The organism is Paraburkholderia sp. BCC1885 (assembly GCF_900996235.1).
Lineage (GTDB): Bacteria > Pseudomonadota > Gammaproteobacteria > Burkholderiales > Burkholderiaceae > Paraburkholderia.
Map to the genome: position 1 here is coordinate 105,008 of NZ_CAAJGM010000055.1, position 25,063 is coordinate 130,070.

At 61.8% G+C, this 25,063-nt stretch carries 25 protein-coding genes and 1 pseudogene; 5 read left to right on the plus strand and 21 right to left on the minus strand.

Translation table 11 applies throughout. The annotated features are described in order from the left end of the window. Window positions 1–9: 9 nt before the first annotated feature. From FQ755_RS04705 to FQ755_RS04725, 5 genes are all read right to left on the minus strand, one after another. Complete coding sequence (locus FQ755_RS04705; RefSeq protein WP_144151413.1) at window positions 10–1,092, minus strand: ABC transporter ATP-binding protein; 1,083 nt, start codon at window positions 1,090–1,092, stop codon at window positions 10–12. Between the two features lie 3 nt (window positions 1,093–1,095). Further along, window positions 1,096–2,040 carry a carbohydrate ABC transporter permease gene (locus FQ755_RS04710; RefSeq protein ID WP_260858300.1) on the minus strand — a complete coding sequence of 315 codons (945 nt, stop codon included), beginning with the start codon at window positions 2,038–2,040 and terminating at the stop codon, window positions 1,096–1,098. After that, a complete protein-coding gene (locus FQ755_RS04715) occupies window positions 2,040–2,975 on the minus strand; it encodes a carbohydrate ABC transporter permease (protein ID WP_144151415.1) in 936 nt (311 codons plus the stop codon). The genes FQ755_RS04710 and FQ755_RS04715 overlap by 1 nt, the downstream gene beginning before the upstream one ends. A gap of 7 nt (window positions 2,976–2,982) precedes the next feature. Further along, window positions 2,983–4,221 carry an ABC transporter substrate-binding protein gene (locus tag FQ755_RS04720; protein WP_144151418.1) on the minus strand — a complete coding sequence of 413 codons (1,239 nt, stop codon included), beginning with the start codon at window positions 4,219–4,221 and terminating at the stop codon, window positions 2,983–2,985. 113 nt (window positions 4,222–4,334) lie between these two features. Continuing rightward, entirely contained in the window at window positions 4,335–5,726 is a 1,392-nt protein-coding gene (locus FQ755_RS04725; RefSeq protein WP_260858302.1) for a GH1 family beta-glucosidase, read from the minus strand. A 243-nt stretch (window positions 5,727–5,969) separates the two neighbouring features. On the opposite strand from FQ755_RS04725, the gene FQ755_RS04730 reads away from it, so the two are divergent. Then, complete coding sequence (locus FQ755_RS04730; RefSeq protein WP_144151422.1) at window positions 5,970–6,329, plus strand: hypothetical protein; 360 nt, start codon at window positions 5,970–5,972, stop codon at window positions 6,327–6,329. 2 nt (window positions 6,330–6,331) lie between these two features. Next, complete coding sequence (locus tag FQ755_RS04735; RefSeq protein WP_144151424.1) at window positions 6,332–7,222, plus strand: 4-hydroxy-tetrahydrodipicolinate synthase family protein; 891 nt, start codon at window positions 6,332–6,334, stop codon at window positions 7,220–7,222. Window positions 7,223–7,358: 136 nt separating this feature from the next. Here FQ755_RS04735 and FQ755_RS04740 read toward each other — a convergent pair whose 3' ends face one another. From FQ755_RS04740 to FQ755_RS37160, 12 genes are all read right to left on the minus strand, one after another. Continuing rightward, a complete protein-coding gene (locus FQ755_RS04740) occupies window positions 7,359–8,246 on the minus strand; it encodes a PTS sugar transporter subunit IIA (protein WP_144151426.1) in 888 nt (295 codons plus the stop codon). Between the two features lie 175 nt (window positions 8,247–8,421). Continuing rightward, window positions 8,422–8,637 carry a hypothetical protein gene (locus FQ755_RS04745; RefSeq protein ID WP_144151428.1) on the minus strand — a complete coding sequence of 72 codons (216 nt, stop codon included), beginning with the start codon at window positions 8,635–8,637 and terminating at the stop codon, window positions 8,422–8,424. 22 nt (window positions 8,638–8,659) lie between these two features. Then, window positions 8,660–8,953 (minus strand): hypothetical protein, encoded by a 294-nt coding sequence (locus FQ755_RS04750; protein WP_144151431.1) that lies wholly within the window; start codon window positions 8,951–8,953, stop codon window positions 8,660–8,662. Between the two features lie 143 nt (window positions 8,954–9,096). Then, window positions 9,097–9,810, minus strand: a complete 714-nt coding sequence (locus FQ755_RS04755; RefSeq protein ID WP_144151433.1) for a response regulator — start codon at window positions 9,808–9,810, stop codon at window positions 9,097–9,099. Window positions 9,811–10,102: 292 nt separating this feature from the next. After that, window positions 10,103–11,422, minus strand: coding sequence for an MFS transporter (locus FQ755_RS04760; protein ID WP_144151435.1), 1,320 nt, complete (start codon window positions 11,420–11,422; stop codon window positions 10,103–10,105). A 68-nt stretch (window positions 11,423–11,490) separates the two neighbouring features. Further along, a complete protein-coding gene (tcuB, locus tag FQ755_RS04765) occupies window positions 11,491–12,684 on the minus strand; it encodes a tricarballylate utilization 4Fe-4S protein TcuB (RefSeq protein ID WP_144151437.1) in 1,194 nt (397 codons plus the stop codon). Beyond that, on the minus strand, window positions 12,671–14,077 hold the full coding sequence (gene tcuA, locus FQ755_RS04770) for an FAD-dependent tricarballylate dehydrogenase TcuA (RefSeq protein WP_144151440.1): 1,407 nt from the start codon (window positions 14,075–14,077) through the stop codon (window positions 12,671–12,673). Before tcuA ends, tcuB begins: the two co-directional genes overlap by 14 nt. Window positions 14,078–14,211: 134 nt before the next feature. Continuing rightward, window positions 14,212–15,372 carry a peptidyl-alpha-hydroxyglycine alpha-amidating lyase family protein gene (locus FQ755_RS04775; RefSeq protein WP_144151442.1) on the minus strand — a complete coding sequence of 387 codons (1,161 nt, stop codon included), beginning with the start codon at window positions 15,370–15,372 and terminating at the stop codon, window positions 14,212–14,214. A gap of 276 nt (window positions 15,373–15,648) precedes the next feature. Further along, the gene (locus tag FQ755_RS04780; RefSeq protein WP_144151444.1) at window positions 15,649–15,870 is read right to left on the minus strand and encodes a hypothetical protein; all 222 of its coding nucleotides are present in this window, start codon (window positions 15,868–15,870) and stop codon (window positions 15,649–15,651) included. A gap of 70 nt (window positions 15,871–15,940) precedes the next feature. Then, entirely contained in the window at window positions 15,941–16,450 is a 510-nt protein-coding gene (locus tag FQ755_RS04785; protein ID WP_144151446.1) for a lysozyme inhibitor LprI family protein, read from the minus strand. A 233-nt stretch (window positions 16,451–16,683) separates the two neighbouring features. After that, window positions 16,684–17,016 (minus strand): L-rhamnose mutarotase, encoded by a 333-nt coding sequence (locus FQ755_RS04790; RefSeq protein WP_144151448.1) that lies wholly within the window; start codon window positions 17,014–17,016, stop codon window positions 16,684–16,686. A 41-nt stretch (window positions 17,017–17,057) separates the two neighbouring features. Continuing rightward, window positions 17,058–17,279, minus strand: a complete 222-nt coding sequence (locus FQ755_RS37160) for a hypothetical protein (RefSeq protein ID WP_186308419.1) — start codon at window positions 17,277–17,279, stop codon at window positions 17,058–17,060. Between FQ755_RS37160 and FQ755_RS04795 the strand changes: the two are divergent. The 3 genes and pseudogenes from FQ755_RS04795 to FQ755_RS04805 all read left to right on the plus strand — a co-directional run. Further along, a pseudogene (locus FQ755_RS04795) lies at window positions 17,263–17,439 on the plus strand (IclR family transcriptional regulator); the annotation flags it as partial. The gene FQ755_RS37160 and the pseudogene FQ755_RS04795 overlap by 17 nt on opposite strands. Window positions 17,440–17,754: 315 nt before the next feature. Next, window positions 17,755–19,320 (plus strand): adenosyl-hopene transferase HpnH, encoded by a 1,566-nt coding sequence (gene hpnH / locus FQ755_RS04800; RefSeq protein WP_222105710.1) that lies wholly within the window; start codon window positions 17,755–17,757, stop codon window positions 19,318–19,320. Between the two features lie 463 nt (window positions 19,321–19,783). Further along, window positions 19,784–20,965: a porin gene (locus FQ755_RS04805; RefSeq protein ID WP_144151451.1), complete on the plus strand. Its 1,182-nt coding sequence runs from the start codon at window positions 19,784–19,786 to the stop codon at window positions 20,963–20,965. A 76-nt stretch (window positions 20,966–21,041) separates the two neighbouring features. Here the strand turns inward: FQ755_RS04805 and FQ755_RS04810 are convergent, their stop codons facing one another. The 4 genes from FQ755_RS04810 to FQ755_RS04825 are packed head-to-tail and all read right to left on the minus strand — an operon-like array spanning window position 21,042 to window position 24,833. Then, window positions 21,042–21,917 (minus strand): ABC transporter permease, encoded by an 876-nt coding sequence (locus FQ755_RS04810; RefSeq protein ID WP_144151453.1) that lies wholly within the window; start codon window positions 21,915–21,917, stop codon window positions 21,042–21,044. Continuing rightward, window positions 21,914–22,765 (minus strand): ABC transporter ATP-binding protein, encoded by an 852-nt coding sequence (locus FQ755_RS04815; protein WP_144151455.1) that lies wholly within the window; start codon window positions 22,763–22,765, stop codon window positions 21,914–21,916. The genes FQ755_RS04810 and FQ755_RS04815 overlap by 4 nt, the downstream gene beginning before the upstream one ends. A gap of 59 nt (window positions 22,766–22,824) precedes the next feature. Beyond that, complete coding sequence (locus tag FQ755_RS04820; RefSeq protein ID WP_144151457.1) at window positions 22,825–23,877, minus strand: ABC transporter substrate-binding protein; 1,053 nt, start codon at window positions 23,875–23,877, stop codon at window positions 22,825–22,827. Between the two features lie 47 nt (window positions 23,878–23,924). After that, the gene (locus FQ755_RS04825; RefSeq protein WP_409937125.1) at window positions 23,925–24,833 is read right to left on the minus strand and encodes a TauD/TfdA dioxygenase family protein; all 909 of its coding nucleotides are present in this window, start codon (window positions 24,831–24,833) and stop codon (window positions 23,925–23,927) included. Window positions 24,834–25,063: the final 230 nt, after the last annotated feature.

Here is a 25,063-nt window from a genome sequence, read left to right on the forward strand (position 1 = left end):
TCGAGCTGCTTATAGACGGGCCCCGGTAGCCTCGTCGAACAGCGAAATATGGGCGCTATCGAGCGAAAAGGCACAGTTGTCGCCCAACGCCACCGGCGATTTGTCCTGGTCGATCGACGCGATCTGGGCGCCATGATAATCGAGCCAGATAACGCGGTGGTTGCCCATCGGCTCGACCAGCGAGACATTGCCTCGCTGCGGCAGGTCCGCGCCGATCCGCACATCCTCGGGACGCACGCCCAGCACGCACGGCCGCGTGGGGTCAGGCCGCGTTTTGAACGGATAGCGCGACACGTCCAGATCGAGATGCGCCGTGCGAAAGCGCACGCCTTCCTCGATCCGCTCAAGCCGCCCCTGCAGCAGGTTCATGGCCGGCGCGCCAAGAAAGGTCGCCACGAACAGATTGTCGGGCCGCGCATAGACTTCCGCAGGCGTACCGATCTGCTGGATCACGCCGCCGCGCATCACGGCCATGCGGGTGGCGAGCGTCATCGCCTCCACCTGATCGTGCGTCACGTAAATCATGGTCGCGCCGAGCCGTTGATGAAGCTGCTTCAGCTCGCGGCGCAGTTCGGTGCGCAGCTTGGCGTCGAGATTGGACAGCGGCTCGTCGAACAGAAACACATCGGCTTCGCGCACGATGGCGCGACCAATCGCGACGCGCTGACGCTGACCGCCGGACAGTTGCGCCGGCTTGCGCTTGAGCAGCGGCCCGAGCTGCAGCATCTCCGAGGCGCGCGTCACTCGACGCTGGATTTCCGCTTTCGGCGTACCATTGATACGCAGTGCGAACGATAAATTACGCTCCACACTCATGGTCGGATACAGCGCATACGACTGGAACACCAGCGAAATGCGGCGGTCTTTCGGATCGGCCCAGGTCATATCCTGGCCACCGATTTCGATGCTGCCGTCAGTGACGTCGATCAGTCCCGCAATGCTGTGCAGCAAGGTGGATTTGCCGCAGCCCGAGGGGCCGAGCAGCACGACGAATTCGCCCGCGTTGACATCGAGATCGAGCGCCTCGATGACCTTGTTCGCGCCCAGATCGATCCGCAGGTTACGAATCGACACGTTCGATACGTTGGTCATGCTCTATCCCTTGACTGCGCCGGAAGCAATGCCGCGCACAAACCAGCGGCCCGAGATGAAGTAAATGGCAAGCGGCACCATGGAGGTGAGAATGGTGGCCGCCATGTTGACGTTGTAGAGACGCTCGCCGGTGGTGGTGTTGATGATGTTGTTCAACTGCACCGTCATCGGCAGATTTTTGGTGCCCGCGAAAACGAGCCCCAGAATGAAGTCGTTCCAGATACCGGTGACCTGCATGATCACGGCCACGACGATAATCGGTGCGGACATGGGCAGCATCAGTTGCAGAAAAATGCGCCAGAAGCCGCCGCCGTCGATGCGCGCCGCCTTGAACAGCTCCAGCGGAATCGACGCATAGTAGTTGCGAAACAGCAGCGTCATGATGGGCATGCCGAAGATCGTATGAATCACCACGATGCCCGGCAGCGAACTGAACAGATGCACGCTCGCCAGCACGCGCACCAGCGGATACACCATCACCTGCACCGGAATGAAGGCGCCCATCAGCAGGATGGCGAACAGCAATCCGGCGCCACGCGGACGCCAGAAAGACAGTGCATAGCCGTTCACCGCGCCGATCGCGATCGACAGAACCGTGCTCGGCACCACGATGCGCACCGAATTCCAGAAGCCGACCTGGATGCCGTTGCAATCGAGCCCGGTGCAGGCCGAGGCCCATGCATCGCGCCACGGCGCGAGCGTGACATGCAGCGGCAAGGCCAGCAGATTGCCCATGCGAATCTCGCTCATGGGCTTGACCGAGGTCACCAGCATCACGTAAAGCGGCAACAGGAAAAACAGTGCGGCCGTCAGCAGGAATGCATACACGCCCAAACGCGCCGGGGTGAAGCGCGGGCGGCGCCGTTTCGGCGCGGGTCCGGCGGCGCGTCCTGCGGCAGCCTGGACAGGCGGAACAGCCGGTTCGGCAACTGAAGGGACCGTATTCATCAGACGTCCTTTCGCAAGGCGGCGCGGCTACGCAGATAGAAGAACGGTGCGAGAATCGCCAGCACAGTCGTTAGCAGAACGATCGAAGCCGCCGAAGCCAGACCGATGTTGGCGCGGCCGAACAGATAGTCCATGATGAATTTGGCCGGCACTTCGCTTGCCGTGCCGGGACCGCCCTGGGTCATCGCCACCACCGCGTCGTAGAGCTTGACGACCATCACGAACAGCAGCACGAATGCCGTGGACATGGAGGTCTTGAGCATCGGCACCACGATACTCATATAGACGCGCCAGCGCGGAATGCCGTCGATGCGAGCCGCTTTCCAGATCTCGTCGTCGATGCCGCGCAGGCCCGCCAGCAGCAACGCCATCACCAGACCCGAGGCCTGCCACACCGTGGCGATGACAAGCGTGTAGATAACCCAGTCCTGATCGACGATCCAGTCGAAGCGCGCATGCACGAAACCCATGCGATGCAAGACCTCCTGCACGCCCAGCTGTGGATTGAGAATCCACTGCCACACGAGCCCGGTAGCGACAAACGACATCGCATAGGGATACAGGAACACGGTGCGCAGCGCGCCCTCCGCCACCACCCGCTGATCGATGAAAATAGCCAGCAGCAAGCCGATCACCATGCATGCGACGATGAAGCACAGACCGTAAATCATGATGTTCTGCAGCGACACCATCCAGCGGTCGTTATGAAACAGCCGCACGTACTGCGTCACGCCCGCGAAGTGGTCGGACGGGAAGGTGCGCGAGAGAGTCAGCGAAACCCGCGCGGTCCATAACATGGTGCCGAGGTAGGCGAAGATCACCGTCGCCACCATCGGCAGCAAGGCTATCCACGCGGCCAGTGGCCAGCGCCGGCCAAGCGGCTTCGAGCGCCTGGCCGGTGTCGCGGGGGTGGAGGTCAGCCCGAGCGCGCGCATCGTGGACTCAGCTTTTCAGTGCGCTGGCGAAGGCCTTTTGCGCATCGTCGACCGACTCGTTCTTGTTCCAGAAGTTGGTGATGACGTCCGTCAAGGCGCCTTGCAGATCCGGCGAAATCAGCATTTCCGGATTAGGCAACTGACGCGACTTGTCCTTCATGATCGCGATGCCCTCCTTCGCGCAGATGTCGAGGCTGCTGGTGTCCACGTCGGGACGAATCGGAATCGAACCCTTCCTCGCGCTAAATGCCACCTGGGCCGCCGGCGAAGTCATGACGGTGGCAAGCAGGTTCTGCGCCTTGATCGCATTGGCGTTGTCGGTCTTCGGGAATACGAAGACGTCGCCCGCCACCATATACGGCGATTTCGGACCAAAACCCGGGAAGCAGCCGAAGTCCTTGCCCGCCACCTGGTGGGCCGCCGAGAACTCGCCCTTCGCCCAGTCGCCCATCACCTGCATGCCGGCCTTGCCCGAAATCACGAGCGCGGTGGCGTCGTTCCAGTTGCGGCCGGGCGAGCCGGCATCCACATAGTTGTGCAGACGTTTGAAAGTGGCGAGCACGTTCTTGAAGGCAGGCGAATTGACTGCGTTCTGATCGTGATCGCGATAGACCTTCATATACAGGTCGGTGCCGCCCACGTCGGCGAATACCGCGTCGAACGTAATTTTCTCCTGCCACGCCTGGCCGCCGAGCGCGAGCGGAATCAGACCGGCCGCTTTGAGCTTGTCGAGATCGGCGAAGAGTTCATCGAAGGTCTGCGGTTCGCCGTTGATACCGGCCTTCTTGAACGCGGGCTTCGAATAGAAAAACCAGTCCTGCATGTGGATGTCGACGGGCGCGGCATAGAAATGCCCGTTGACTTTGATGGAGTCGAGAATCGACTGCGGGAAAATCGCGTTCCAGTTTTCCTTGGCCGCTACCGTGTCGACATTGTTGAGCATGCCCTGATCGATCAGGTCATGAAACTGCTTCGAGGTGTTGAACTGCGCCGCCGTCGGTGGATCGCCGCCGACGATGCGGTTGATCGCCGTTGAACGCGCCTGATCGGCGCCGGCCACTGCGTTGTCGACCCATTGACCGCCGGCCTTGTCGTAAGCGTCCGCGAACTGCTTGATGGCGGCGGATTCACCGCCCGAGGTCCACCAGTGGATCACGTTGGCTTTCAACGGATCGGCGTGGGCCGCTACACCATTGAGCGCGAGCGCCAAAGCTATGGCGCTTACGAGTTTCCTTCTGCTGTGCATTCCGTCTCCTCCAGGCTTTGCGCCTTTGTTTCAGGTGGACATACGAACCAGCTCTGTGTGTTCGGGCGCGCGCAGCGGGCGCGTGCAAACAGGCACGTGCAGCGGGCGCCTGTTCAGTTGCGCGATTTTCGCTCTTCAAGAAATTTTGCGATCAGTTCCGCGCTGCGTTTGACGGTGCGTTTTTGCGTTTTGTAGTCGACGTGCACCACACCAAAGCGCCGTTCATAACCGAACGCCCATTCGAAGTTATCCATCAACGACCAGACGAAATAACCGCGAATATCGACACCTTCCTTGATCGCGCTATCCACCGCGGCGAAGTGGCGCTTGAGGAAAGAAATGCGCTGCGGATCGTCGACGCGGCCTTCGATCACCTTGTCGTCCGACGCCATGCCGTTTTCGGTGATATAGATAGGCGGCAGGTTCGGGTAAGTCCGGTGAAAGCCGATCAGCAGATCGCGCAAGCCGTCGGGATGCACTTCCCATCCCATCTGCGTGCGTTCGACGCCTTCCGGCGGCGCTTCGGTAAAACCGTGTGCGCCATCGCTCTTCACGTTGGTGCGGAAGTAGTAATTGATACCGAGGAAATCGAGCGGCGCCGCGATCGTCTTGAGGTCACCGTCCAGCACGAGCGGCTCGGTGCCGGGCCACAGTTCGAACAGATCCTTCGGATAAGCGCCTTTGAGCAGCGGGTCGAGAATCCACGCGTTATGTTGCACTTCGAACAGATGCGCCGCGCGTTGATCTTCGGCACTGGCCGAATTCGCGGTGCCGCGGCCGACATTCGCGACGATGCCCTTCTTCGACGCCGGGTCGTTCGCCTGCAACACCGGAATCGCCGTGCCGTGCGCGAGCAGCAGATGATGCATGGCCTGGGTGGCATAGCGTCCGTTTGCGAGACCCGGCGCGTGATGTCCGTTGCCATAGCCCAGATACGCCGAGCACCACGGCTCGTTGAGCGTCATCCACGCGTCGACCTTACCCGCGAGTTCGCGGCTCATCAGATCCGCATAATCGGCGAAGCGGTACACGACATCACGATTGAGCCAGCCGCCGCGATCCTCCAGATGCTGCGGCAAATCCCAGTGATACAGCGTGACGAAGGTCTGGAGGCCCTTCTCCTTGAGACGGTCGAGCAGACGTTTGTAGAAATCGAGCCCTTTCTGATTCGGCCGGCCCGCTTCATCCATCACGCGCGGCCAGGCGATCGAGAGACGGTAGGCTTCGAAATTGAGCGACGAGAGGAGGTCGAGGTCACCTTCCCAGCGATGATAGTGATCGCAGGCCACTTCGCCGGTGTCGCCGGCGAGCACCTTGCCGGGCTTGGCGGAGAACGTGTCCCAGATCGACGGCAGGCGGCCGTCCTCATGCACGGCGCCTTCGATCTGATACGACGCGGTGGCCGCGCCGAGCAGGAATTGCTTGCGCCAAAGCGCGGAATTAGCCGGCGGCGAAAACGGATCACCGTTGGGGTCTCGGGACTGGGCGGATGCGTCGTTTGCCACGGATTCTCTCCACGCTTGATCGTTGGACCGCTTGGGTTGAAGCGCAGTGGAAGCGCTTCCACAAGACCTGCGAACGATAGCAGCGGCTAATTCCATGCAGCAATCAGGGTTTGTCTGGATAAGAGGCGCGGCGTGATCCGCACCGCATTTTTCTGCCGGGGACGCGGATTTTAGCGAGATGTTTACACCGAGGGGTCTACCCTAGTCACTGTGTTGAACAACCACTGCCGCGACTAACTTCTTATGGCTCTTCCCCTGTCAACTCACCGCTTCGATGCCGGTCCTCAACAAGCCGAACGTGCGCCGAACGCGCAACCTGCTGCACACCAGAACGTCATCCCCTTTCCTTCGCCGCGCGTGCGGCTGCCGGTCACCCTCCTCGGGGTCTCCGAGGACGATGTGCGCACCCAACTGAAGACGCTGCTGCACTCGCCACTGGGCGTGTATGTCGTCAGTACCGAAGTCGTACACGACCACGTTCATCTGAACCTGGACATCGCGTCCGACGACCTCGACTTCACGATGCACGCGCTCATCACCACGCTCCCCTATGCCATGATCGGACCGCTCAAGCGCCGCCATGCGGCCAGGGAGGCGAGCTAATCATGTATTCAGGCATCTGGCTGCCGCTCGTCACGCCCATGCGCCACGGCGAGGTGGACATCGACGCGCTCCAGCATCTGGCGAACTACTATGCGCACAGCGAAATCAGCGGTTTCGTGGCGCTGGGCACAACCGGCGAAGCGGCGTTGCTGACGGAAACCGAACGGGTCACCGTGTTGCAGGCCATCACCGATGTGGTCGGCGGGCGTCTGCCGGTGCTGGTCGGCGTAGGCGGCCCGGACACGCGCGAAGTGATCCGCGAAATACGCCGCTACGAGCATTGGGACTGTGCCGGCTATCTGGTCTCACCCCCCTCTTACATTTGCCCGGATCAGGCCGGCGTGCAATGGCATTTCGAACAGGTTGCGCTCGCAACCAGTCGACCGGTAGTGCTGTACAACGTGCCGCATCGCACGGGCGTCGCCATTGCGCCGGATACCGTCGCGCGTCTCGCCGAATATGAGAACGTGGTCGCGATCAAGGAATGCGTGAAGGAGAATTTCGAAAAACTGGGCACGCTACCGGTCAGTTTGCTGTGCGGCACAGACGACGCCTTCCTCGACTGCATCCGCCAGGGCGGCGCGGGTGGCATTCTGGCGAGCGCGCATAGTTGCGCGGATCTGCTGGTCGAAGTGCAGGCACTTGCCGACAGCCGACGCATGGAGCAGGCCACGGCATTGTTCACAAGCTTGCAGCCGGTATTGCGGTTGCTGTTCGCCGCGCCTAATCCTTCCGCGATCAAGGCCATGCTAGCATTCGATCATCCCATGACCGACGAAACACGCATGCCGATTAGCCGCGCTTGCGCCGATCTGGTCGCACGCCTGAGTGAGGCTCGCGAAGCATTGCAGGATTTGCGCTCGGAGTTTGTGGGCGTGGCGCATCAGACGTGATTCCGTGGCCGCTTAACTGATTCCCGCAATTCATTAGCATTACACAATAGCTACGGGGCCCATCAATGCCATATTGATGAGCCCCGTTAGTTTTTTCTCGACGCGGCCGCTTGAAAAGACGCCGACGCTCAGGAGATCAACCCGCGTCGTACTCCACGAACAGGCGGCGCACCGCATGCGCATCGTCACAGCCATGCAATTGCTCGCGGAAGTTGTGGTCGCAAAAACGCTCCGCCACATCCGCGAGTAGCCGTAAATGCGTCGTGTTGGCCCATTTCGGCACCAGCAGGACGACAATATCGCTAACGGGCTTTCCGTCCGGTGCATCGAATGCAATCGGCGTAACGGGCCGCACGTAAAGCACCATGGCCTCGCGCAAGCCCTTGATCTGGCCATGCGGCACGGCCACGCCTTGTCCCAGACCGGTGGACCCCAGCGCCTCACGCGCCGCCAATCCCGCCGCAACCGCAGCCGCCGGCAGTGCATAGCGTTGTTCGAAGAAGCGGCCGAGTTCGACGAACAGGGCCTCCCGGTCCGCCACGTCCAGACCGAGCAGCACATGATCCCGCGACATCAATTGCGCAATTGCGTCGCCGCCGACATCCGGAGCGGCCTCGCTTGCGACTGCTTCATTCGCGGCGCCGGCCGCGTTCGCACGGGGTGCGGGCTCGGCATGCATCAAGCCGCGCCACACATCGGTGGGTGCATCGGGGACTTCGAAGAGTTGGCCCATTTGCGCGGTCGGCGCAATGTGCGCGACGCGCTGGATCGCACCGTTGACCGCTGTTTTAGGCAGATAAAGCGAAAGCCGCACGCGCCCGCTGCCGGGCAGCGGCGCGACGCGGATGGTCCAGGGCTGATCGCCGCAATCGCGGGTCAGCGCCTGGCGTAAAGGTGTGGCGTGTTGCGCGTCGAGCGTGACGTGCATCATCACGTTGCGGCCCACCGTCCTATGAGAGCGCGGCTGAGCGGCGCGCCTGCCCGCTCCGAGGAGAGCCCGCAGGCTCGTCATTGGGTGCGTCATGTCGCCCCTCGTTTCGTTTGCTTGATGTCAGGCTACACGAGCCGGCGTCAAGATCGCGTAAAAATCTTCGGCATGTGCCAACCGCTTTTCCCGTCGCGCTCAGCTCGAACCACCGCATGTCGACGCATGCGGGCAAACGCGACCGGAAAGGCAGTCGAAGAGCATGCCGCCTGTCTCAGAGGCCAAGAATGCGCCGGGCTTCGAGTTCCGCCAATTCCAGCGCCGCGTCGGAACTGCGCATGGGTCGGCCACAGCCGCGCCCTGTGATCTGCTGCAGCGTTTTGCTGTTACGCGTAGTGGTCACACGGAGCGCGCCTTTGAACATCTGGCCCGGAGCGGGAAACACGCAGGCCTCTACGGTCATGTTTCCCTTGGTCTGTTTGAACGCCATATTTATTCCTTCGCATTCCCGATTAATGTGCTGCGCCGTTGATCGCAAGACCCGCTGGCCGCGCCTCGAAACGGCACTGAAGATGCTTGGGATAATGCGGATCCAGTTCGCGCGCCAAGCGGTCGATTTCGCGGCCGAGTTCGTCGCAATCCGCAACGCCGAGCAACTGAGCGGCCTTGGCGATGCCCTCACCGAATTTCTCCACCATGAGCGCCGCGAGGGCCGGTGTTTCCGCGCCGCGTGCGACGTCGCTCTGACGATTCTCGGCATAGCGCTGGATTTCCACGATCAAAGCCTTGATGTCGTTATTCTGCATTGCTTACCAGTCTCTACTGTTGGTGCGGCCGCGCTGCAATGCGGCCTGTGCGGGATCAACGTCATTTCAGCATAGGCCGCGTCAAGAACACGCAAAACCGCGCGCGTCAGGCGCAAAGAATGTGTAATGACGTGACCCGCGCCCTACCCGGCCGGCCCATCTTCAACGCCGATCAGCCGGTAGCCGACGCCACTCTCGGTGACGATATGCTCGGGTTGAGCCGGATCGGATTCGAGCTTCTGCCGCAAGTGGCTCATGTAGATGCGCAGATAGTGGTAGTTGTCGGAGCGAGTCGGGCCCCAGACTTCCTGGTAGAGCTGATGATGTGTGAGCACCCGCCCCGGATGCTGCGCCAGCGCGGACAGCAGGCGGTATTCGATCGGGCTCAGATGAACGGTCTCGGAGCCGCGCAGCACGCGCCTTTCGCCCAGATCGAGCGTGACGGTTCCAAAGCGAACCCGCGACAACGCAGCGCGGCTGCCACGCGCCTGCCGGCGCAAATGGGCACGAATGCGCGCCAGCAATTCTGGCAAACCGAAGGGCTTGGTCAGATAATCGTCAGCGCCGGCGTCGAGCGCCCTCACCTTGTCTTCTTCGCGGCAGCGACCGGACAGGACGATCACCGGCACGGTCGACCACGCGCGCAGTTCCTCGATAACTTCGGTGCCGTCCATATCCGGCAAGCTGAGATCGACGATCACGAGGTCTGGCCGCCGGGTGGCGGCCTGAGCCAGCCCCTGCAAGCCCGTGCTGGCATCGAAAACCAGCATGCCGTCGGCCTCCAGCGCGGCGCGCACGACGCGGCGAATGTTTTTCTCGTCGTCGATCAGGACGACAGTCACCGTCTGCCCGCTCATCGCTCTAGGCGAGGCAAACCACGGTGGATGCTTTTACCGCCCGCGTGCCGACACTCATCGTCACGCGACTACCTCACGCCACGTCATCAAGTTCACGACGAACCTCATTTTTAATGTCATCACACGACACCGCACACAACACCGTTGCACGAGCAACGATGTCGTCACCTGTTTTTCAAGGTTCGCCAGATGTATAGCGCGATGCGAATAAAAATGTCGTAAATCCGCAGGGGTTCGACTTGATGTGCCGGGCCAGCGGCGATTCAATTCGCGCGTCGTAAGGACGTTTTGATCATCCGAGCCTGGCCTGCAATTCCGCCGCGCCGCCGCGCCGGTACAGCACCAGCGTCGCAAAGAATCCGCACAACGCCGCGAAGATCAGCCAGTACGCGGGCGCGGCCTTGTCGCCGGTCATTTCGATCAGAAACGTCGACACGGCCGGGGTAAAACCGCCGAACAAGGCAGTTGCCAGACTGAACGCCAACGAGAAACCCGCCACCCGCACTTCCACCGGCATCACCTCCGTCAGCGCCGCGACCATTGCGCCGTTGTAGGCGCCGAAGAAGAACGAGAAATACAGCAGCACGGTCAGCATGCGCAGGAAACTCGGCGCGTGCGCGAGCCATTCCAGCGCCGGATACGCGGTGACGATAGCCAGCGCAGAAACGAACAACAGTAGCGGACGACGCCCGATACGATCCGAAATCGCGCCGCCGATCGGCAGCCAGATGAAGTTCGACACGCCTACGAGCAACGTGACGACGAGCGCGTCCGAGGTGCTCAGGTGCAGCACAGCACGGCCGAAGGTCGGCGTGTAGACGGTGATCAGATAGAACGTGGTGGTTGTCATCGCAACCATCATCATGCCGGCCACCACGGTCTTCCAGTTCGTCAGCATCGAGCGAAACACCTCGGCCGTGGCCGGATGATGACGCCGCGCCTGAAATTCCGCGGTTTCCTGCAGCGAGCGGCGCAGCACGTACAAAAACGGCACGATCATGCAGCCGATCAGAAACGGCAGACGCCAGCCCCACGCGCCGATTTGCGCGGACGTCAGCAATAGATTCAGCGCGTAACCCAGCGCCGCCGCTACCACGATGGCCACCTGCTGACTCGCCGATTGCCAGGCGGTGTAAAAGCCCTTCTTGCCCGGCGTCGCCATTTCAGCCAGATAAACCGACACGCCGCCGAGTTCCGCACCGGCCGAGAAGCCCTGTAGCAAGCGCCCGATCAAAACCAGCGCCGGCGCCAGCAGACCGATCGACGCATAGCCCGGCACGCAGGCAATCAGGATCGTGCCGCTCGCCATGATGGCCAGCGTGACAATCAGGCCACGGCGGCGCCCCACCTTGTCGATATACGCGCCGAGGACGATCGCGCCCAACGGCCGCATCAGGAAGCCGGCGCCGAACACGGCGAAGGTCTGCATCAGCGAGGCAAACTCGCTGGCAGCCGGGAAGAACGTTTTGGCGATGTAGGTGGCGTAGAAACCGAACAGGAAGAAGTCGAACTGTTCGAGAAAGTTGCCGCTCGTCACGCGCAGCACGGCGCCGAACTTCGAGAGGCGCGCAGCGGTACCGGCAAGCGGCTGGGTCGGTTGATCGGATTGCATGTCGTCTCCTGAATCGCTTAAATACCGCCCTTTTCATTATGGATGATGCGTCGCCTGTCTTTCACATATTAGTCGTCGACCAGCAGAGCGCCAGGGCGGCGCTTTTCGACTGACCATTTGAGCAATGCTGCCGTGCGAAAAATGCCGTGGGCAAACTTGCCATACGGCAAGGTCAGGAACAGCGCCATCACGATGCCAAGATGAATGGCGAGCAGCAGGCTCATCATCGACGAGTCGCGCAAAGCCAACAGTGCGAGGCCGCTCACACTCGTCAGCAGGAGCAGCGCAATGAAGCCGCGGTCCATGGGCCGTTGCGCGACGTCGCCGTGCTGCGGATCGCGTTTGAGGTTCAACCACAGGAGTCCTGCGGGTCCAGCCAGCAGGCCGATGCCGCCCAGCGTGCCGAGCAGCACCGGCAGGCTCGTGAACGCGTAGGGCGCCTCCAGTCTGAAGGCATAGTGATAAAGCGTGGCGATACAGGTTGCCGCGAAGCACAACATGAAGCCGTAGAAGGTCAGATGATGGAAGCGGCGCCGCGCCAGCGAGAAAGCATCGTCCGCGTCGTTGCAGCCTTTGCCGTGGCCGCCGCCGAGATAGCGCAGAGTCAGCACGTCATGCACGGCCTCGCCGATTGCCGCGCCCGAGAGTGTGCCGGGCTCCTCGTTGCGCCAGAAGCGCCGCACGCCGACGCCGAGTGCGAACAGCGCCAGCACGAACACCACACCAAATAACAGCGCCAATACGCTGTGCGGGAAGACCGCGTAAAAATTGCCGTCATGCCCGTGCGACGACACCGCTGACGGGAACAGCGAGCCTTGCAGCATCAGCGCCAGGATCAGGAATAGCGCGAGTCCGCCTGCCAAAGCGAGCGCCAGCGTCAACCCATTGCGCTTGTAAAGCGAGCCGAAACTAGCGGGCCACGCGTAGTCCACATAGGTTTGCAGGCGCACTTCGGCCATCGCCTTTGGCACATTCACCGCGAACTCATGGGGCGGCGCGTACTGGCACGCATGTAGGCACGCGCCGCAGTTGTGGCAGAGGTTGGCGAGGAAATGCACGTCGGCGCGGCCAAATTCGAGGCGGCGCGTCATGGCTGGAAATACGGCGCAGAACCCTTCGCAATAGCGGCAGGCATTGCAGACCTGCATGATGCGGCTCACCTCGCCCTCGGCGGGGGTCATCGCAAACCCAATCGGGCCTTCGTTCATGGGGTTCGAGGCAAGCGCGCTCGCCTCCCGGGTGAGCGCCTCAAGCGACTGCATGACGGCCTTCCTTCGATTCAAACGCGGCTTTGGCCGCCTGGGTTCCCGCGATGCGGCCGAACGCCGTGCCGATGGCCATGCCGACACCGGCCGTATACCCTTTGCCGAGCACATTGCCTGCCATCATTTCACCGGCCACGTAAAGATTAGGACTAGGCTTGCCGCCGAAATGCACCGCCGCCTGTTCGTTGACCTTCAGACCGAGATACGTGAACGTGATACCCGGACGCAGTGCGAACGCGTAAAAGGGCGGCTTGTCGATGGGTTGCGCCCAGTGCGTTTTGGGCGGCGTCAGGCCTTCCGTGTGGCAATCGTCGAGTACGGCGTGATTGAAGGTGCCGACGCGGCAAGCGGCGTTATAGGCTTCGACGGCACGCACGAAGGCGGCTTCATCGAGCCCGACGGCGCGCGCCAGTTCGCCGAGCGCGCCTGCCCGGGTGCCGGGAAATACCGGCGGCATGAAACGGCCAATCGCTTTCGAGTCGATGATCGAATAACCGATCTGCCCCGGCTGGTACGCCACCAGCCTGCCCCAGATTGCGTAGCGCTTCGGCCAGAAATCCTCGCCTTCGTCGTAAAAGCGCTCGGCATGGCGATTGACGACGATGCCGAGCGACACGCAATCCACTCGGGTGCAGATACCGCCGTCGTATAGCGGTGCACGGGCGTCAATCGCGACGCAATGCGATTGCGCAGGATCGCCGATCGAATCGGCGCCGGCCTCGATCATGAACTTCAGCAGTACGCCCATGTTGAAGCGCGTGCCGCGAATCAGGAAGTTTTCCGCGACCCATTCGCCGTTCACCTGCCCCCAGGCCTCGCGCAGCCACTCGCGGTTCGATTCGAAACCACCCGCGGCCAGCACGCAACTACGCGCCTCGATCCGTTCGCTGCCGATGCGCGCCGCGACGAAGCGCTCACCATCCAACTCGATTGCATCCACGGGGGCGTTATAGCGTATCTGCACGCCGAGTGCTTCGGCACTACGAAAGTAGGCATTGACGAGCGCCTTGCCGCCGCCCATGAAAAACGCGTTGGTGCGTGCCACATGCAGCGCGCCCGACAGCGGCGGCTGGAAATGCACACCGTGACGGCGCATCCAGTCGCGGCAGGTCGACGATTCACGAATCGCCAGACGTGCGAGCGTTTCATTCGTGAGGCCGCCGGTGACCTTAAGCAGGTCTTGCCAGTATTCCTCTTCCGGATAGGCGTCGATCAGCACGTCCTGCGGCGCGTCGTGCATGCAGCGCAGATTGCGCGTGTGCTGCGAATTGCCGCCACGCCATTCGCGCGGTGCCGCTTCGAGCAGCAGCACCGAGGCGCCCGCCTCGCGCGCCATCAACGCGGCACATAGCGCGGCATTGCCTCCACCGATGACCAGTACGTCCACCATATCTGTCTCGCTCCGCTCCCACACGCAACCGGCTTGCCATACCAGCGAGTGTAGGAGCTTAGGTATTCAGCCGCCAGCAGAGACCGGGCAAGACGGGTTCGCGATTCGTGAAGGCCGGACGACGCCTGAGCCACTCAGGCGTGCAATACCAGCTTCTGCACTCGCCAGTTCAGCAACTCCGCAACGAACAGCACGTTCTCCGACGGGCAAGCCATCTGATGAATCCAGCCAAACTGCTTCGGTTGCTTGCCGGATTCGCCGAGCACGCCGAGCACCTTGCCGTCGAGCGACAGCTTGTAAATGCGTCCTGGAAACGCATCCGAACTATAGAGAACCTGGTTGGGACCCGGCGAAATGCAGATTGCCCACGGCGAGCCTGGCGCGAACGTTCCGGCGGCGATGGCGGCTTCATCCGGTGCGTAGCCGATTGCCGGGCGCGCGCCTGGCGGCACGGGTACGTCGATCGTGAACTGGCGCTGGAAATTGCCTTCGCCGTCGAACACCTGAATGCGCCGGTTGCTGCGATCGGCCACATACACGCTGCCGTTGGCGTCGAGTGCGATGCTATGCGGCGTATGGAACTGGCCGGGACCGGTACCCCGCTCGCCCCACGACTTGAGCCAGTTGCCGTCCTTGTCGACCTTGGCGACGCGCGAGTTGATATAGCCGTCGCTGATGTAGGTGTTGCCGGCTACGTCCCACGCCACGTCCGTCACCTGACGGAAGCGGCCCGGCTCGGCGGGCAACGGTGGATTCGGATGTTTGAGCGGCGCGGTGTCTTCATCCGCGGCTTCCTGTTTGCGGCCGAACACCATCGCGACACGTCCCTCGGGGGTGAACTTGATCACCATGTCCGAGCCCTTGTCGGTCACCCAGATGTTGTCGTGAACATCCACCTTGACCGAATGCGCGAACGACCACGCATACAGGTTGCGGCCGATTTCGCGAATGAACCGGCCATTCGGTGCGAATTCAAGCAACTGTGCCGCTGCCGCGCCATAAGCCGGTCCGCTCGTATTGCCGCGCGACAGCACGAAAATGTGGCCTTTCGAATTAAGCGCGACGCCTGAGCATTCGCCCAGATAAACGTCGTTGGGCAAACGCACCGGGTCGGGTATGGAGTCGTAGGCGATGGCTGGCACCGTGCCGGTTTCCGTCTCGGCATAGCCGAAACGCGGCATCAAGGCGAGTGCCGCGGCGCCCTCGCCCGCAAGGGCAAGGAAACGGCGCCGGGTAACGGAACGCTGCTGCGGATCGCCGCAGCATGGACAGGATTCCGAATGAGGGACGTTCATCGACTTCACCTCCTTGTTATTCGTGGACCTTGCAGGGATCTTTCGTTAGCCTTGCCCGGCACGGCATGTCTCCTATGTGCCGCTCTCACTATAGTGCATGTTATGAGGCATGTGCTTCAGACAGGCCCGCTCATGGCTTCTGCATGTGCGAATGCGGGCAATCCCTGAGACGAAAGGCCAGAAACCATCATGAAGATGGCAGGAATGTCAGCAAGAGGTGTGCGCTAAAGCGGCCGCAAGAATGCAGCGGCCCCGCGAACCGGACGCGGCTCGCTATCAATAACGGATGATAGCGAGCCGCTTCAGTTGGGAGACCACTTCGGCGACGCTGCCGGTCACTATTTTGTTGCGGAAAGTGCGTGTCACGACGAGGCTCGCGACCGCGTCGTAGTACCAGACACCAACTTTCCGTCCACCAAGCTCGACGATACCGCCCACGCTATCCGCAGGGCCGTCGTCTATCGAAACGACCAGCCTGATCGAAGGTCCATGGCGCATATGCTGCTATGCCTCAATTCTGTTTGCGCCGTTGCGCGGAGACCGTGATGCCGGTCCCCGCTCATATCGCTTACTTCGTGGCCGGGTTCGTGAGCGGGCCGGCCGCGACCAGTGAATCGCTCTTCATCTGTCGCACGGCGTCCGCGGCTGACGGCGCCAGCTTCTGCTCCACCAGTGCCGCTTCGAACGCATCGTGCCGGGCGTGCTTCGCCTCGTCGTAATCGGCATCCAGTTCGGCGATGCGCCGCTCGTACCAGTTCTGTACGCAGGCCGTATCGGTGCAGTTATGCTGGCGCCACAGCCATTGCTGGATTCGCGCGGATTCCACCGACGTCGGATCGATACTCGCGTCCCGCGCGCGCTGATACGCCGTCGCAAGCCGATCGTCGAGGCTGGAGAGTTGCGGGTCATTGCAGACAATCTTTTCGGAGACCGAAGATTTACTCGTGCAATGAAAACTGGCTGCCGACGCGGCGCCCGCAAACGTCGCGCACACCGCCAGAATGCAGATCGACAGGCTCGCCGACGGTCTCGCCAGCAAACGGGCAATGAATAGAGATGCGGTGTTCGATTTGGACATGACTCACCCTGTAGAAAGAGGTACGCGGATAGTGGCGAACGCTCTCATCGAATCAGGGCATACACGAGACACAGACAGGGTACAGACGGGGCATGCACCGGCAGATGAGATTCGCACGCGAACAGAATAATTTGCTCGCGCGGAATCTAGCCGCGAAAAAAAGGCCGATGAGCGAGAGTGCTTACGAAAGATTTCCGGTCCGGGCCTGGACCTGGCTGCGGCTTATGCCTCGATCAAGCGGAATTCAAGCGGAATACCTGCGCGAGAGGCGTCCATTCGATTTTGGTCGAATGCGGCAAGGGCTGCTGAAAATAGGACATCAGCGTCTCCCATTCCTTGACTCGCGCAGGCGTGCCTGCGCCGATAGCCAGTTGCTCCGGCCTGAAATCCTCGGGCGCGTCGATCAGCATGACGAGCCGGTTTTCACGCCGCCAGATCGTCATGTCATGAATGCCTGAAGCGCGCAGATGCGCCAGTACCTCGGGCCAGACTTCACGGTGATAACGGTCGTATTCGGCCAGTACCGCAGGATCGTCGCGCAGATCAAGGGCAAGACAATAATGCATGCAACACTCCAGAACGGTAACGGGTGGCCGGCGGCCCGGACTCACGCGTTCACAGGCGTGTCGACTTCGATCTGCAGCCGCTGTTGCGCGCGAATCGCGTCCCGGTCGACGCCGATGCCCGGCGACGCCAGCGGCGTCGCATAACCGTGCTCCCCCACAATCGAGGCGCCGGTCAGCGAGTCCAGTTGAGGAATGTACTCGAGCCAGCTCGAATTGGGTACAGCCGCGCACAACCGGGACGTACCCGCGGAAATTTTCCGCATGGTGGTGACGCTGGAAGCGCGCGGCTATCTGCTGGCTACGGGCGACCGCTACGTTCTCTCGTTGCGGCTGTTTCAACTGGCGTACCGGCATCAACCGGTGCGTTCGCTGGTCCCGACCGCGCTGCCGCTGATGACGCGGCTCGCCAAGCAGGCCGGGCAAGTCGCGGCAACCAGGCGGGAACTACGTGGCGACGGCGTGGCAAATAAGCCGCAGTCAAACGGCAAACCGGCCCTCCGGTAGGTCCTGCCGCACCGCCAGCCCGACCGGAAAGTCCGGTTTGTGCGATCATTACACTATTTTGAAAATGCGGGCTCCCCACCCCGTCCAGCGCCAGATCGGCCATTACCGGTCCAGCGGACGTGATTAGCCCTATTTAGTACACGATCGCGTCCGATACGGGCGCGAAACGATCTATTGAACACAGTTGCGGGCTCCGCTCGCGGCGCAACACAGTTATTGAGGAGCATTGCCAGTATGGGAGTGCCAATTTCGCAGGCCTGGACGGTCGCCACTTATGTCCTGAAGCAGAAGCTGATGCGGCGCACCCGCTATCCGCTCGTTCTCATGCTCGAACCGCTGATGCGTTGCAACCTGGCGTGCGCGGGCTGCGGGAAGATCCAGTACCCCGCGCACGTCCTGAAATCGCAACTCACGCCGGAGCAGTGCTTCAAGGCCGTCGAGGAATGCGGCACGCCGATGGTCGCGATTCCGGGCGGCGAGCCGCTCCTGCATCCGCAGATGCCGGAGATCGTCGCGGGTCTCGTCGCGCGCAAGAAATACGTTTATATGTGCACGAACGCGTTGCTGCTCGCCAAGAACCTGCACCTCTTCAAGCCGAGCAAGTATTTGTCGTTCTCGGTGCACGTCGACGGCCAGCGCGAGCATCACGATTTCGCCGTGTGCCGTGAAGGCGGCTACGACATCGCCATGGAAGGCGTGCGTGCGGCAGTCGCCGCCGGTTTCCGCGTCACCACCAATACGACGCTGTTCGACGGCGCCGATCCGAACAGCGTGCGTCTGCACTTCGACGAAATGATGGAAGTCGGCGTCGAAAGCATGATGGTCTCGCCGGGTTACACATACGACAAGGCGCCGGACCAGAAGCACTTCCTCGGCCGCGCGCGCTCGAAGAAGCTGTTCCGCGCCATCCTCTCGAACCGGAAGAAGAGCTGGCGCTTTAACGCGTCGCCCATCTTCATGGAATTCCTGATGGGCAAGAAACAGCTTACCTGCACGCCGTGGGGCATGCCCACCTACAGCATCTTCGGTTGGCAAAAGCCGTGCTACCTGCTGCAGGACGGCTACGCGGACAGCTTCGACGAGCTGATGGAAAGCGTCAAGTGGTCCGAATACGGCACGGAAAGCGGCAATCCGAAATGCGCCAACTGCATGGTGCACTCGGGCTATGAAGCGAGCGGCGTGAATTACACGTTCGGTTCGTTCAAGGGCCTGTTCCAGACCGTCAAGGCGATGCTGTTCGACAGCTATAAGGATCCCGAAGCAAATCAGATTCTCGACGGCTGGAAGAAGACCTCGCACGAAGTGCCGATGGTGTTCGTCCCGACGGCGCCGAAGGCCAAGGCGGATGCCGCCGCTGACGTAGCCGCGGTTGCGCTCGCGCAACCTGCGGCTGCCCCGGTCAATCCGGACCAGATGGAAACGGCGGCCGGCACCGAGCACGAGCAGCTCGAAGGCTGGGCGCCGGAGCTGAATTCGGAAGCCGAAGTGCGCGAAGCCATGGAAAAGGCCTTCGATTACCGCGGCGACGTCACGATCACCCGCAAGGACGGCTCGACCATCGCGGGCTACCTGTACGACCGCCAGTACGGCGCGGCCTTCAAGGATTGCTTCGTGCGGATCATTCCGACCGGCAAGCAGACCAAGGAAGTGATTCCGTATCCGGAGATCGGCGGCATTGCCTTCACCGGCAAGGATACGGCGGCCGGCAAGACCTTCGAAAACTGGGTCAAGCGGTACTGGGAAAAGAAAGCTGCCGGCGAGCAGAACATCCAGATCGAACCGGAATACCTCGGCGACTAAGTTTGCCGGGTGATCGGCCGGGGCTCGCGCGGAGCCCCGGCCTCTCAAACTTCATCGAACCCAAGGCCCGTCAGGGCTTTTTTTTCGGCCCTGCCATTGCGCCGTTTCATCGCGCTCGACTCATCTCATTCTTCATTCTTCGCACCGCTGCGCGCTCGCGCCCTGTCCGTGTAAATCAAACGGCAAGTTCAGTCCGTTAGTTATGGATGGATACAGCGCCTGCATGAATACGTGCGGACAAGTCATCAATCTGTAACTGTACTCCTTCCGAAACCCTGCGACTGTACGGGTTCCCGCTCTCACGCTGCCGCTAAGATTGCGCCTCGACAGGAATCGCGTTGCGATTCGTCCCGGCCGGTTTCCGCCCTCGCTGTATCCGACGGTATATCTCGCTTGTTGCTCTGCACGGACACAGCGACTGTCGCTCCCCCATACGCACGACAAAACCAGAAACATCATCGACATGAGAAAAACCCTACTGGCTGCGGCTATTTCGCTCTGCTGGACCGCAAGCAGTTACGCACAAAGCAGTGTCACGCTGTACGGCATCATCGACACGGCGGTGATCTATGCGAACAACCAGACCACCAATCCGGGCAAAGCCGGCGCACCGGGACACAGCGGCGTGGAAATGGACAGCGGCGGCATTAGCGGCACACGCTGGGGCCTGCGCGGCTCCGAAGATCTGGGCGGCGGCCTGTCGGCCATCTTCACCTTGGAAGACGGTTTTTCGAGCGCCAACGGCAAGCTCAGCAACTCGGGCGACCTGTTCGGACGCCAGGCGTTTGTCGGCTTGAGTTCGAAGACTTACGGCAGCATCACGCTCGGCCGTCAGTACAGCTTCATGTCGCAGTATCTCTCGGCGATGAGCGCGGAAGGCCTAGGCTGGGCCGGCAATCTTGCGGATCACCCGTTCGACAACGACGACATGATCCGCCATCAAAGCATCCAGAATTCGGTTCGCTATGAAAGCCAGACGTATCGCGGGCTGACGGCGGGCACGATGTACGGCTTCTCGAATGAGGCCGGGCAATTCTCGAACGACCGCGCCTATAGCGCCGGCGCCAAGTATGCGAACGGTCCGGTGTCGCTTGCAGCCAGCTTCCTGCAGATCAACCGCTCGGTCGGTGCTGCCAATGTCAACCCGAGCGGCGCCGTCACCAACGGCGACAGCGATGCGGTCATCACTGGCGGCAGTCAGCAGATCTGGGGCCTGGGCGGAAAGTATGATTTCGGTCCCGCGTCGATCGGGCTGGTCTGGACGCATTCGTCCACGACCGACGTCACCAGCGTCTACCAGGGCGGCAATCTCGCGCCGCTGGTGGGCAGCCTGCTGCGCTTCAACAACTTCGAAGTCAACGGTCAGTACTTCGTGACGCGTGCGCTGAGCCTCTCCGCGTCGTACACCTATACCGATGGCCGCTTCGATTCGGCAACCAGCAGTCTCTCGCCGAAGTGGCACGAGGCTATCGCGCAGGCGGATTATCAGTTCAGCCGCCGTACCGACGTCTATCTGGAAAGCCTCTATCAAACCGTGAGCGGCGGTCGCGGCAATCCGGCGTTCAACGCCTCGATGTTCAACGTCACGCAGTCGTCGAACAATCGGCAGTTGCTGTTCGTCGCCGGCTTCCGTCACCGCTTCTGACTGGATACCGCGCAGTTCTGCGCGGTTTTAAAGGCTGACGTCACGGCGCCCGATGCTGCCGCCGTGACGCATCATTTCACTGCACGCCCCAGCGACGCACCGTCACGCGCTCGAGCGTATCGAACACCAGATGCTCGATCAGCAGACCGATCACAATGACCGCAGCAAGACCGGCGAAGACGCGGTCGGTATAAAGCTCGTTGCGATTCTCGAAGATATACCAGCCCAAACCGCCGCTGCCGGAACTGGCGCCGAACACGAGTTCGGCGGCAATCAGCGTGCGCCATGCGAATGCCCAGCCGACCCGCAAGCCCGCGAGTATCGACGGCAACGCGGCCGGCACCAGAATCAGCAGGACATGCCGCAAGCCCGTCAGACCATAGTTGCGTCCCGTCATGCGCAGCGTCGCCGGCACGGCCTGAAATCCCGAGTAAGTATTAAGCGAGAGCGGCCACAAGACCGCATGCACCAGCACGAACAACAAACTGCCCGTGCCGAGACCGAACCACAGCAACGCGAGCGGCAGCAGCGCGATAGACGGTAACGGATTGAACATGGCGGTCAACATGGTGAGCAGATCGCGGCCGATCCGGCTCGACACCGCCAGCGAAGTCAGCACGAACGCGCACGCCACGCCGAGCGCATAACCGCGCAGCAGCACCGACATCGACACCGCCGTCTTTTGCAGTAACTCGCCGGACAGGATCCCCTGGACGAACGCGCTTAAAGTGGCGCTGAAAGTGGGCAGAAGCAGATCGTTGTTGACCGCGCGCGCGGCGGCTTCCCATATGATCACCAGCACGAGCGCGATGAGCGTCTTGCGAAACCACGTCTGCGCGAAGATCCGTTTCGCCGGCGGCAACGGCACTTCGAGCTCGATATCGCCAGGCGGCTCCAAGGGACGTTCGTACTCCTGCCGAACTGGCGGCAGCAGATTGGCGGGTGTACTCATTGCACGGACTCCGTCTCGTCGAACAGCAGGTGATGGATGCGCTCGGCGGTGCGCTGAAAATCGCTTTGGCCGGTGCTGTCCTGCGTATATTGATGGCTGTTGAGTTCAGCGCGCACACGGCCCGGATGCGGCGACAACAGCAGAATGCGATTGCCGACGATCAAGGCTTCCTCGATCGAATGCGTCACGAACAGCAAGGTGAAATTCACTTCCTCCCACAACCGCAGCAGTTCTTCCTGCATCTTGCGGCGGGTCAGGGCGTCGAGTGCGGCGAACGGTTCGTCCATCAGCAACACGCGCGGCTGCATGGCGAGCGCGCGGGCAATCGCCACGCGCTGCTTCATGCCGCCGGACAAGGTATGCGGATACGCTTTCGCAAACGCACCGAGCCCTACCTTGTCGAGATAATGCAATGCGCGTTCGTTGGCTTCGGCGCGCGAGAGCTTTTTCGCCACGCGCAGCGGAAACGCCACGTTTTGCAAGACCGTCTTCCACGGCGGCAACTGGTCGAATTCCTGGAACACCACGATACGGTCGGGACCGGGACCCCGCACCGTTTGACCGTCGAGCGAGATGCTGCCGGAAGTGGGTTCGATAAAGCCGCCCACCGCCTTGAGCAAGGTCGACTTGCCGCAACCCGACGGGCCGAGCAGCACGAAACGGTCGCCGCCGTAGACGTCGAAACTCACCTGGTGGGTCGCGCGAACGATGCGCTCGCCGGTACGGTATTCGAGGTTGACGCGGTCCACCTCCAGCAATTTCTCGCTGGTGTGCGGATGTGCGGCCCGCGCCGCCGAGTCTGCCGGGCCAGCGGCGGCGGGGAACAGAATCTTGGGGTTGGCTACCATCTGATCGGTCCAGGTTAGTTGGCCGCGCCAAAGCGGCCGGCCGGTATAGACGACAGCGCTCAGCTTCCCGCAGCGGTCGCAGGGTCGTCGAAGAAGTAGCCCTTCCACGACTTCGGCTCGTTTTTGATCGCGCCGACCCGATACATGAATTGCGCCAGCACGAAAGTATTCTGCGGCGCGATCTTGAACTGTACTTCAGGATTCCTGATGACTTTCAGCAACAGGTTCCGGTCGATTTTCGACTGGTTGACGCGGATGTAGATGTCGGCGGCCGCCTCGGGATTCTGCGTCACGAAGCGCGCCGCGTCGGCCAGTGCGTCGACAAAGGCGCGATACGTGCGCGGATTGGCGTCGCGGAATTTTTCGGTGGCGTAGAGCACCGTGGCCGAACTCGGGCCGCCCAGCACGTCGTAGGAATTCAGCACGATATGCGCCTTCGGATTGCCCGCCAGTTCCTGCTCCTGAAATGGCGGATTGGCGAAGTGCCCGGTAATCTCCGTGCCGCCGGCGATAATCGCGGCGGTCGCGTCGGGATGCGGAATCGCCTGGGTGTACTTGTCGAGGCGGTTGTAATCCTTGTCGCCCCAGCGTTTCGCGGCAGCCAGTTGCAACACGCGCGATTGCACCGAGACGTTGACCGCAGGTACCGCAATGCGGTCTTTGTCGGTGAAGTCGGCAATCGTCCTGACGTTCGGATTATTCGACACCAGGTAGTAAGGCAGATTGCCGAGCGAGGCCACGCCCTTCACGTTCTGCCTGCCACGCGTGCGGTCCCAGATGGTCAGCAAGGGACCGACGCCGGCCGCGGCGACATCCACGGCACCGGACAGCAGCGCGTCGTTGACGGCGGCGCCGCCCGAGACCCGCACCCAATCCACCTTGATATCGAGCCCTTGCTTGTGCCCTTCCTTCTCGATGAACTGCTGGTCGCGTGCGACGTCGAGCAACAGATAGACCACGCCGAACTGGTCGGCAATGCGAATCTGCCCCTCCGCCCGCGCCGGCGCCGCAACGCCGAAACCCGTCGCGCCGATCAGGGCGGCGAGCGCCGCAACCGCGCAACGGCGTGCGAACAACGACCGAACAGCCGTCGGGCGAAAAGTGGCCAGCATCGATACTCCGGTCAGCGTGTGGGAAATCCTGGCGGGCGTGTTTGCCGTCAGAACGGCACGTCGCCTTCAATCGTGGTCCGATACATCTTGCGGCGCAGATGGTCGGGTGTGCCGGCTGCGAGATGCATCAGCGAACGGTTGTCCCAGAACACCATGTCGTGCTCGGCCCAGACATGCCGGTACAGATGCTCGGGACGCACGCTATGTGCGAAAAGCTCTTCGAGCAACTGCTTGCTCTCATCCTCGGGAAGGCCGATCACGCGCGTCGTGAAATGCTCGCTGACGAAAAGCGCCTTGCGGCCGGTTTCCGGATGCGTGCGCACCATCGGCTGCTGGACCGGCTTCACCTGGGCGATCTGCTCGGCGGACAGATTCGGCCGCCACGGGCTGCGTTTCTGCAATTCCGCGTATTTCGCCAGATAGGTGTGCTCCGCGAAGCGCCCTTCCACGGCTTCGCGCAGATGCGCCGGCAGCGTGTCCCACGCGAGATGCATGTTGGCGAACAACGTGTCGCCGCCTTCAGCCGGCAACTCCTGCGCGTGCAGCAATGAGCCGAGGCTCGGCTTTTCCTTGTACGAGAGGTCCGAATGCCAAAAATGACCGGCGTCGCCGAGGCCGATGGGTTGGCCGTTTTCGACGATATTCGACACCACCAGCACTTCCGGATAACCCGGCAACTGGAACTGATGCAGCACGTGGATCTGGAGCGGCCCGAAGCGGCGGCTGAAGGCAATCTGCTGATCGGGCGTGATGCGTTGGTCGCGAAACACCAGCACGTGGTGATCGAGGTGCGCGCGGTGGATGCGCGCGAAGTCCTCGGCGCCAAGCGGCTGGGTCAGATCGAGCCCCAGCACTTCGGCGCCCACTGGGCCGTCGAAGGCACGAATTTCAATGCGTTGGGGGGCGGCCGTGCGGATAGGAGCGGCCTGGGCGGAAACAGCGGAGTCGGAAGCAATCGTCACACGAAACTCTTCGTTCAGTCGTAGCGGGAGCGCCAGACTCGGCGCGATTGGGCCAATCTACCGGCTCGCGCGCGCGAGGACAACGAAGCAAATCCCATACGCTTATCTGCTGTAGTGATAAACCCGCTGTTGCACCGGATACAGCCGGATGATGGCGAGTTCGATTCCGCCGGGCGGCAAATACTTTCAGTTATATTACGAGTTGCCGCCAAAACCGCTTCAAT

Coding starts and splice junctions, on each gene's coding strand:
- FQ755_RS04730 (WP_144151422.1), top strand. CDS start 5,970: ATGGCTCTTCCCCTGTCAACTCACCGCTTCGATGCCGGTCCTCAACAA.
- FQ755_RS04755 (WP_144151433.1), bottom strand. CDS start 9,810: ATGAGCGGGCAGACGGTGACTGTCGTCCTGATCGACGACGAGAAAAAC.
- FQ755_RS04775 (WP_144151442.1), bottom strand. CDS start 15,372: ATGAACGTCCCTCATTCGGAATCCTGTCCATGCTGCGGCGATCCGCAG.
- FQ755_RS04705 (WP_144151413.1), bottom strand. CDS start 1,092: ATGACCAACGTATCGAACGTGTCGATTCGTAACCTGCGGATCGATCTG.
- FQ755_RS04715 (WP_144151415.1), bottom strand. CDS start 2,975: ATGCGCGCGCTCGGGCTGACCTCCACCCCCGCGACACCGGCCAGGCGC.
- FQ755_RS04735 (WP_144151424.1), top strand. CDS start 6,332: ATGTATTCAGGCATCTGGCTGCCGCTCGTCACGCCCATGCGCCACGGC.
- FQ755_RS37160 (WP_186308419.1), bottom strand. CDS start 17,279: ATGCGGAAAATTTCCGCGGGTACGTCCCGGTTGTGCGCGGCTGTACCC.
- FQ755_RS04750 (WP_144151431.1), bottom strand. CDS start 8,953: ATGCAGAATAACGACATCAAGGCTTTGATCGTGGAAATCCAGCGCTAT.
- FQ755_RS04745 (WP_144151428.1), bottom strand. CDS start 8,637: ATGGCGTTCAAACAGACCAAGGGAAACATGACCGTAGAGGCCTGCGTG.
- FQ755_RS04760 (WP_144151435.1), bottom strand. CDS start 11,422: ATGCAATCCGATCAACCGACCCAGCCGCTTGCCGGTACCGCTGCGCGC.
- FQ755_RS04815 (WP_144151455.1), bottom strand. CDS start 22,765: ATGGTAGCCAACCCCAAGATTCTGTTCCCCGCCGCCGCTGGCCCGGCA.
- hpnH (WP_222105710.1), top strand. CDS start 17,755: ATGGGAGTGCCAATTTCGCAGGCCTGGACGGTCGCCACTTATGTCCTG.
- FQ755_RS04805 (WP_144151451.1), top strand. CDS start 19,784: ATGAGAAAAACCCTACTGGCTGCGGCTATTTCGCTCTGCTGGACCGCA.
- tcuA (WP_144151440.1), bottom strand. CDS start 14,077: ATGGTGGACGTACTGGTCATCGGTGGAGGCAATGCCGCGCTATGTGCC.
- FQ755_RS04785 (WP_144151446.1), bottom strand. CDS start 16,450: ATGTCCAAATCGAACACCGCATCTCTATTCATTGCCCGTTTGCTGGCG.
- FQ755_RS04720 (WP_144151418.1), bottom strand. CDS start 4,221: ATGCACAGCAGAAGGAAACTCGTAAGCGCCATAGCTTTGGCGCTCGCG.
- FQ755_RS04740 (WP_144151426.1), bottom strand. CDS start 8,246: ATGACGCACCCAATGACGAGCCTGCGGGCTCTCCTCGGAGCGGGCAGG.
- FQ755_RS04780 (WP_144151444.1), bottom strand. CDS start 15,870: ATGCGCCATGGACCTTCGATCAGGCTGGTCGTTTCGATAGACGACGGC.
- tcuB (WP_144151437.1), bottom strand. CDS start 12,684: ATGCAGTCGCTTGAGGCGCTCACCCGGGAGGCGAGCGCGCTTGCCTCG.
- FQ755_RS04710 (WP_260858300.1), bottom strand. CDS start 2,040: ATGAATACGGTCCCTTCAGTTGCCGAACCGGCTGTTCCGCCTGTCCAG.
- FQ755_RS04820 (WP_144151457.1), bottom strand. CDS start 23,877: ATGCTGGCCACTTTTCGCCCGACGGCTGTTCGGTCGTTGTTCGCACGC.
- FQ755_RS04810 (WP_144151453.1), bottom strand. CDS start 21,917: ATGAGTACACCCGCCAATCTGCTGCCGCCAGTTCGGCAGGAGTACGAA.
- FQ755_RS04790 (WP_144151448.1), bottom strand. CDS start 17,016: ATGCATTATTGTCTTGCCCTTGATCTGCGCGACGATCCTGCGGTACTG.